Origin of the sequence: Bacteroides sp. AF25-38AC (genome assembly GCF_003602995.1) — a bacterium.
Taxonomy (GTDB): domain Bacteria; phylum Bacteroidota; class Bacteroidia; order Bacteroidales; family Bacteroidaceae; genus Bacteroides; species Bacteroides uniformis.
In genome coordinates this window covers 1-8,462 of sequence record NZ_QTMD01000062.1, presented here as the reverse complement: position 1 = coordinate 8,462, position 8,462 = coordinate 1, and the positions used below count along the sequence as shown (strand labels likewise).

5 protein-coding genes and 2 pseudogenes are annotated in these 8,462 nt (G+C 40.8%); all 7 read left to right on the top strand.

Annotated elements, in window-relative coordinates:
* On the top strand, nt 1-965 hold a 965-nt coding region (locus DWY55_RS22455; RefSeq protein WP_233556167.1), incomplete at its 5' end, for an RHS repeat-associated core domain-containing protein.
* Nucleotides 962-1,549, top strand: a complete 588-nt coding sequence (locus tag DWY55_RS21385) for a hypothetical protein (RefSeq protein WP_225982724.1) — start codon at nt 962-964, stop codon at nt 1,547-1,549. The genes DWY55_RS22455 and DWY55_RS21385, both read left to right, overlap by 4 nt.
* A 62-nt stretch (nt 1,550-1,611) precedes the next feature.
* Nucleotides 1,612-2,151 (top strand): annotated as a pseudogene (locus tag DWY55_RS21380) (RHS repeat-associated core domain-containing protein); the annotation flags it as partial.
* A 708-nt stretch (nt 2,152-2,859) separates the two neighbouring features.
* A pseudogene (locus DWY55_RS22450) lies at nt 2,860-3,994 on the top strand (RHS repeat-associated core domain-containing protein); the annotation flags it as partial.
* A 568-nt stretch (nt 3,995-4,562) separates the two neighbouring features.
* Nucleotides 4,563-5,111: a hypothetical protein gene (locus DWY55_RS21360; RefSeq protein ID WP_005825326.1), complete on the top strand. Its 549-nt coding sequence runs from the start codon at nt 4,563-4,565 to the stop codon at nt 5,109-5,111.
* A gap of 147 nt (nt 5,112-5,258) precedes the next feature.
* On the top strand, nt 5,259-7,898 hold the full coding sequence (locus DWY55_RS21355; protein ID WP_243633687.1) for an RHS repeat domain-containing protein: 2,640 nt from the start codon (nt 5,259-5,261) through the stop codon (nt 7,896-7,898).
* Nucleotides 7,899-7,900: 2 nt separating this feature from the next.
* Nucleotides 7,901-8,353, top strand: coding sequence for a hypothetical protein (locus DWY55_RS21350; RefSeq protein ID WP_008662353.1), 453 nt, complete (start codon nt 7,901-7,903; stop codon nt 8,351-8,353).
* Nucleotides 8,354-8,462: the final 109 nt, after the last annotated feature.

Below are 8,462 nucleotides of genomic sequence, written 5' to 3'. Positions count from 1 at the left end.
ACGTGGTCTATGAGAACGGTGTTCAGAAGTTGCTGCTGACTGATGAGGGTTATGTTACTTTGAGTGACAGCAAGTATCATTACTACTTGAAAGACCATCAGGGTAATAACCGGGTAGTCATCAACCAGAGCGGCACGGTAGAGGAGACGAACCATTACTATCCGTTCGGTGGTGTGTTTGCAAGTTCAGGCAATGTGCAGCCTTACAAGTACAACGGCAAGGAGCTTGATGCGAAGAAAGGGTTGAACTGGTATGACTACGGTGCAAGGCATTATGATGCGGCGCTGGGGAGGTTTACGACGGTGGATCCGTCTGCGGAAAACTATTATTCAACGAGCCCGTTTACTTACTGTTTAAATAATCCGTTGAATTATATTGATCCGTTGGGAACTGATACTGTAGATGTAAAGGACGTTGATTGGAATAAATTTGATCCGAAGAAGGACGTTGTGGCTTTGGATGAGGTGGCTGTTTCTGTACCTAATGCTTTGACAAAAGTAGGGACTAGAGCTTTAGAACCAATTTCCGGCTTTTGGGGGTATGTGGGTTATTATCTTTTAGATATTGGCTCTACCTATCATAGTGAACAAACGCGGTTTACATATAAGGTAGGAACAGATGGAGTAATAACGGGTGTTGCTCCAATGGTGGGAACCCCTCCTTTGCCTGGTTTTGCAAAGACGTCAAATTTGAATACAATTAGAGGATTATGGAGTTTGACCAAACAAGGATCCTCTAAAGTAATGAAACATCCCATTAGAGGTCTATTTTATAAAAGTAAATCAGATGGGCTATGGTGGGTAAAAGACCAGACAAAGCATGGCGGTAGTTTTTATAAAGTTTATAAAGAGACAAATAAAGGCTTAGAATGGCATAAAGATGCTGATAAGTATGGAAATTTCATAATTAATAAACATAAAAGTGATGTAGGGATTTTTATCCCATGGAAGGAGCTTTCGAAATGAGAAAACAGATATTAAAAATGCAAGAAGGTGAATCTTTCCCATTCTGTTGGGTAAAGTTTGATTCTGATTCTTGTATTGATGTTCAAGGGCATAAAATCGAAATATACATAAAAAAAGATTCAGTTAGCATTGACGACATGAAATCTCTATTTTGTGATTTGTTTGGTACAGTTGTAGATGAATTATCTATCTTTAGTCCATCATGGTGGGACTTTTGCATAGATACTTGGAATATTCAAGAGAATACATTTTGCTACGACCCTCAATTTTTGTCTAAAGAAACGGTATCTTATTTGCATATCTTGCAAGATTCGAATATTGCTAAAGGATATTCTGGCTGTTGTGTCTGTAATGATTGGGATACTTACCTATCTGTTGCATTAGATTGTATTATGAAAGGAATTGCTCCTTATGGAAACTTTATATATAACTCAAAGGAACAATTCTTCTTCTATTTTCATCATACCGGTAGTATAGGGCTTTATTATGAAAATGAAACTCCATCTATATTTGCATTAAGAAAGAATGATAAATATGAGGTGTTATCTTGCTCTGATGTGAGTAGATTATCTCAAATAGAATGATTTTTAATCGCTATCCTAACATCAGATATCCTATATCTTACATGTTAGGATAGCCTTTTTCAGATTTAACCGAAGGAATTAGCAGCATTCAATATAATGTATTAAATTTGCCAACGGGCGTCACTTTTGCTTCCGGCGGTTTCATACAGCATGGCTATACTGCCGACGGCATCAAGCGGCGCATGATGTATAAGGAGGCAGATGGTTCGGGCAATCCGGTTCCTACTGTGTATTGCGGCAATGTGGTCTATGAAAACGGTGTTGCCAGGCTTCTTCTTACGGAAGAGGGGTATGTTACGCTTTCGGACAAGAAGTACCACTATTACCTGCAGGACCATCAGGGAAACAACCGCGTAGTCCTCAGTTCCAGCGGTGCTGTTGAGGAAGCGAACCATTACTATCCCTTCGGTGGTGTGTTTGCAAGCTCAGGCAATGTGCAGCCTTACAAGTATAACGGCAAGGAGTACGATGGCAAGAAGGGGTTGAACTGGTATGATTATGGTGCAAGGCATTATGATGCGGCATTGGGTAGGTTTACGACTAATGACAGATTTGCTGAGAAGTATCATTCGATGTCTCCGTATCAGTATGGGGCTAATAATCGTAGTTCAAAAATCATTAAATAAAGCTGGTATAGAAACAATGAACAAAATGAGAGTAATCAATAGGCAAACTGGGGACATTTTCAATGTAAAAGTAAATCCTTATTTGCCAAGTAAGGCATATCAGGCTATAGAAAAGAACAATCCATTAGGATACATAATAAGGAGAAATAAATGATACTAAAAGGGAATATGTTAAAATTAACAATACCGTTTTTTTGGGCTGTACAAAGTATTTGGCTTTTATCGTTTAAATCCATTGAGACCTTTATTGCCGCAATCATATTGTTATTAATATCATTTCTTGGAATAGTTATTAAGAGTAATACCTATAACATTATATTTTTAGGTATATGCTTTTTATATTCAGTAGCTTTAGGTCTTATAATGTTCCTTTTATTTCTATTCTTTGAATTGCCTATGATATATATATTGGTCCCTATTATGAATTTTATAGTTTTGGTATATATGTTAAGGAAGTATGGACGAAGGTAACGAAGTGATTTGCAGCAGATATTCTTCATCTGATGTGTTTTAATATTGCTGAGATGCCCCCTAAAAGTATTTTATCCAACTTTTAGGGGGCATTGTATCTAATCTTTGGACTTTTTAGTATTCCTGACACCTTGAGAGGTATTGTCTTGTCGGACATCTCATAATCAGCCTGTTCAACGTGAACTATTCTTGAAGTATCAGGTTGATGATTCGAGTAAGGTAACGCTTGCCGCCTACGCTTATGACAATCTGGGCCGTCTACAGAGCAAGTCGTTGCACGGTTCTGCCGTGAACAAGCAGTCGTACACTTACAATGTCTGCAGCTGACTGACGGGTATCAGTGGAAGCAAGCTTACGCGGAATTTGTTTTACAACAGCCAAATACAATAACAGCATCAGCAGCATGACTTGGAAGGCAGGGAATGAAAGCACCGTCCGCGGCTACAAGTTCACCTACGACGGGCTGGACAGGCTGCTGAACGCGACCTACGGCGAAACAGCCGGCATCAACGCGAACACCGACCGTTTCAGTGAGAATGTAACCGCCTATGACAAGAACGGCAACATCAAGACCCTGCAACGCTACGGTCAAACCGGAGCTTCTACCTATGGTCTGATTGATAACCTGACTTTCACCCTCGGTGGTAATCAGTTGACCCGTGTAGATGATGCTGTAGCCACATCTGCTTACAACAACGGTTTCGAGTTCAAGGACGGCGTGAAGCAGGCGAATGAATACAACTACGATTCCAACGGGAATTTAACTAAAGATTTGAACAAGGGAATTACCAATATATCGTATAATTGCTTAAATTTGCCCAGTGTGGTGACGTTCAGTGACGGCAGCACCGTCACCTATACCTATGCAGCCGACGGCACAAAGCTGAAAACTGTCCATAAGACAGGCAGCACTACCACCACGACGGACTATTGCGGAAACGTGGTCTATGAGAACGGTGTTCAGAAGTTGCTGCTGACCGATGAAGGCTATGTTACTTTGAGCGACGGCAAGTACCATTACTACTTGAAAGACCATCAGGGTAATAACCGGGTTGTGATTAACCAAAGCGGCACGGTAGAGGAAGCGAACCATTACTATCCCTTCGGTGGTGTGTTTGCAAGTTCAGGCAATGTGCAGCCTTACAAGTACAACGGCAAGGAGTATGATGGCAAGAAGGGGTTGAACTGGTATGACTACGGGGCACGGCATTATGATGCGGCGCTGGGGAGATTTACAACGAATGATAGGTTTTCCGAGAAGTATCACTCATTGTCTCCGTATCAGTATGGAGCGAATAATCCAGTGAATACCATTGACATCAATGGAGATAGCTTGCTTATTGTAACTCCAGCAGCTATTGAAGCTATTTACAATGGTTTGCAGGATGGTAGTAACATAAAGATGCAATTCAATAATGGTATATTGGATCCAACTTCCATTGCGAAACAAGCTAATAGTAGTAATGATTTCTTTCTGAAAGACTTATTTGAGATTGCCAATAGTGAGAAAATGGTAGAACTGTCATTATCTGATAAGAATACATATAAAATGAATGGGAAGACTGTAGAAGAAACTTTTGGTACTCCTTATGACGATGATGATAGCGAAATACCTGCTCATCAAAAAGAAGAGTATTCAAAGGCTGGAGTCCCTTTTGGAAAACATATTCAAGGAAATTTAGGTCAGACATTAGTACCTGACAAGAGGTTAGCTTCCGGTAAGAGTTCAACCAATAGCCATGTACAAGTCATAATTAATAAGAATGGCACTTTGAATCATCGAACAGTTGGGATTGCACACGAATTTGGGCATGTTATTTTATACTTGAGGAATGTACCGTTTAGCCACGGACAGCCAGGGGTCAATAATTTTATATACAATAAAAGAGCTGATGTAATGTCAAAACGATTAGGATATGACTATTAAATTAAAACTATTTTTCATGTTTATTATGCTTCCGCCATTATTGTACGGACAAAATAAGTTGGTGGAAGAAAGTATAATATATTCAAGTGATATAAGTTCCTATAAAAAGAAGATAGAAAAAACTATCTTTTTTGATACTGAGACCAACTTACCAGTTTTTGAATTGATATTGGATACTGCAAGATCTTCTAAAATGTATACTTCTTATTATTTTAGGAAGCGGTTGCGAGAAGTCTCAACGGAAATTTCTTATATTGGTGGAAACGAATCATTAAGGAAATACCAAGATAGTCTTTATTGGGAAAACTACAATGGTGATGAACAGAATGCCTCTTGTTTATACACTATTCTTTTTGACAGAAAACTTAAAATTAGAGAAATAAAAATTGTGAAAAGGGCAGGGTATAATAACTCCAAGTATAATTACGATAAGTTAATAAAAAAAATACTCCTATCCACTGAAGGAAGTTGGCAAAAAACGAATAATGCACTTTCTGAAGAATGGTATTTTATATTTGGACGTTTCTTGATAAGATAAAATATTCTGTTTCAGTGTATGTTCTTCCCCCATTGTTCCCAAGTCCCCGAATCTCTGATTCAATAAACTAAATGATTCCCTGCTTATGTCTTTTGAATATAAGCAGGGAATTTGTTTTTCAGTTTGGCTTCGTGAATCATCTGCCTTTTGCTTTCTATACGCAATTTTTCCGGTCAGCTTTCGGTTATTAAAACCACCGATGAAGACTTGAACGTGAGCTACACCTTTACCGATGAGATGGGACATGTTGTATTGACGCGTCAGATGAAAGGCAGCGAAACGCACGATACCTACTATGTGTATGACGACAAAGGCAACCTCTGCTTTGTGTTGCAGCCCATGTATCAGAGCTCGGCCAATCTCGACCAGTATGCCTTCCAGTACAAGTACGACGGACGCAACCGCTGTATCTGGAAGAAGCTTCCCGGTGCGGGATATATGGAAATGGTGTATGACAATGCCGACCGTCTGGTATTCTCGCAGGACGGCAACCAGCGTGCCCTTACATCCGGTAACTGGACGTACTACAAGTACGACGGGCTGAACCGCCTGACGGAACAGGGGACTTGTACCAACAAAGTGACCACTTCTGGAACGAATGTACTTGTGCAGCACTTCTATGACAGTTACGCTTTCCGTTCGCAAGCAGGTTTCAATAACAGCAATTTCCCTGATGATGCTTCGGGCAATGGAAAAGGTGCCTTGACTGCAAGTGTGGCAACGGTACTTGGTAGTAGTAACAAGATTTATACCGCATACTACTATGACATCAAGGGACGTGTGGTGAAGACTGTACAAAGTAATCCTTTGGGTGGTTATGATGTAGCAGCTACCGTCTATACTTTTACAAACAAGCCTGCTACAGTGACCCATACCCACACGGCAAGCGGAAAAACAACCCGCACGGAAGTGTATACTTACAGCTACGACCATGCGGACAGACTCTTGAAGGTGGAGCATACGCTAGGCGGCACCAAGATAACCCTTGCCGACTATGCGTATGACAACTTGGGAAGACTGCAATCAAAGTCCCTGCACGGAAGTGCCACCAACAAGCTGACGTATGCCTATAATGTCCGTGGCTGGCTGACGGGAATCAGTGGAAGCAAGTTTACACAGAATCTGTACTACAACAACGGCAACGGCACCGCCAAATACAACGGCAGTATCAGCAGCATGACGTGGAAGGCTGGAAATGAGAGCACTATCCGTGGCTATAAGTTCACTTACGACGGATTTAGCCGTCTGATGAACGCCACTTACGGCGAAACAGCCGGCATCAATACGAACACTAACCGTTTCAGTGAGAATGTAACCGCCTATGACAAAAACGGCAACATCAAGACCTTGCAACGTTACGGTCAGACCGCTGCTTCCAGTTACGGTTTGATTGATAACCTGACTTTCACCCTCGGTGGCAATCAGTTGAGCCGTGTGGACGATGCGGCAGCAGCTTCTGCCTACAATGGTGGTTTCGAGTTCAAGGACGGTGTGAAGCAGGCAAACGAATACACTTACGATTCCAATGGAAATTTAACTAAAGATTTAAACAAGGGGATTAGCAATATATCGTATAATTGTTTAAATTTGCCAAGTGCGGTGACATTCAGTGACGGTAGTACGATTGCCTATACTTATGGTGCCGACGGCACAAAGCTGAAAACTGTCCATAAGATAGGCAGCACTACCACCACGACGGACTATTGTGGAAATGTGATCTATGAGAACGGTGTTCAGAAGTTGCTTCTTACCGAAGAAGGTTATGTGACACTGAGTGACGGCAAGTATCATTACTACTTGAAAGACCATCAGGGTAATAACCGGGTTGTGATTAACCAAAGCGGCACGGTAGAGGAAGCGAACCATTACTATCCCTTCGGTGGTGTGTTTGCAAGCTCAGGCAATGTGCAGCCTTACAAGTATAACGGCAAGGAATTTGATGCTAAGAAGGGTTTGAATCTGTATGATTATGGGGCGCGACATTATGATGCGGCGCTGGGGAGGTTTGCAACGGTGGACCCTTCTGCTGAAAACTATTTCAATACAAGTCTCTATGCTTATTGTGGTAACAACCCTATCAGCAGAATAGACCCAACAGGAGCTGACTGGTATGAAGATAAGCAAGGGAATTTACGTTGGCAGGAAGGTAGTGAAGCTTTAAAAGGCTATACAAATATCGGTTCATCCGCCTCTATTGCGTTAGGTAATGACAACTATCTGAACTTCTATCAGAATGGAGGTATCTTAGCCAATCGGGCTGTTAATGCTTTTGACTTGATAGCTTCCAGCGGTAAACTTCAGAATCAGTTCTTAGGTAAAACCAGTCCTTTATCTGAAGACTCTAAGTCCGCCCTTTTCAATTCTCTGAACAGTCGTTCTATAGATGCTATTGCGCGACCTATAGGCGAGGCTGCCTTTAGTTTTGGTGCCGGGGAGTTTGGTGGTATCTTGTTGGGGAAGGCATTAGGATGGGCTGTAGGCAAGGTTGCAGGAAAGGCGGCAGCGCAGGTTGGAACTGGTGAATTTACATATACTAAAACTGCTGCGAGACATTTTTCTGATATAGTTAAAAAGGGAGTATATAAGGGAGAACCGTCACGGCCATACATGAATTCATCATTGACTATTCAAGAAATTATGCAAGCTGGGAAAGGAATTCCTGATGCTACATTTAAAGGTGGCTTGAATTGGAAAGTTCCGGGAGCCTTTAGAGGTGCTCAAGGCATATGGGAATTAGGTATAAATCCTGAGACAAAAGTTATTTATCATTTCAATTTTACGTATTAATTATGAAGTTTAGTATAGATTACAATGAATATTTAGGGCGAAAACAAGTGGTGTATCGTAAAGCTGAATATAGTTTTGATACGATACCTTATATACCTGAAATAGATTTTGATATAGCAATCAATACTATTGCTTTAACTGTTGTTGACGGTAAAGTGATTCAGTTGAATGGTTTCTGTGGCTTGTCTAAAACGATAGAAACACCTTATGATGTTCCTAAAGCTGAGAAAGGATTACTTAAAGTATTGTATCCGGAAGTGTATATTGCTAAAGCTGGCTCTCCAAAGCTTAATGATAAAAACTGGACGGTATTTATAAATCCTAAAACAAGATGGATTTGCATAGGAAATCCTCAGTGTCAGGAGGGGGCTGTTGAATTTATAGATAATTGTATCGGTGTAATAGACGGGAATCAAGAACTTGTTGCTCTTTGGCTGCATCCTTGTTTTATTTAACTTTATCGTGTTTTATCTTGATATAAATTGATTATTTCAAGCAAAAAACTTTAACCTAAAATCCGCAAGCAATCTCAATGGCAATCTCAATTGCAGTAAAGAGCTTGAA

What these genes read in the sequence shown, in the direction of transcription:
- DWY55_RS21385 (WP_225982724.1), top strand. Translation starts at nt 962, where the DNA reads ATGAGAAAACAGATATTAAAAATGCAAGAAGGTGAATCTTTCCCATTC.
- DWY55_RS21360 (WP_005825326.1), top strand. Translation starts at nt 4,563, where the DNA reads ATGACTATTAAATTAAAACTATTTTTCATGTTTATTATGCTTCCGCCA.
- DWY55_RS21350 (WP_008662353.1), top strand. Translation starts at nt 7,901, where the DNA reads ATGAAGTTTAGTATAGATTACAATGAATATTTAGGGCGAAAACAAGTG.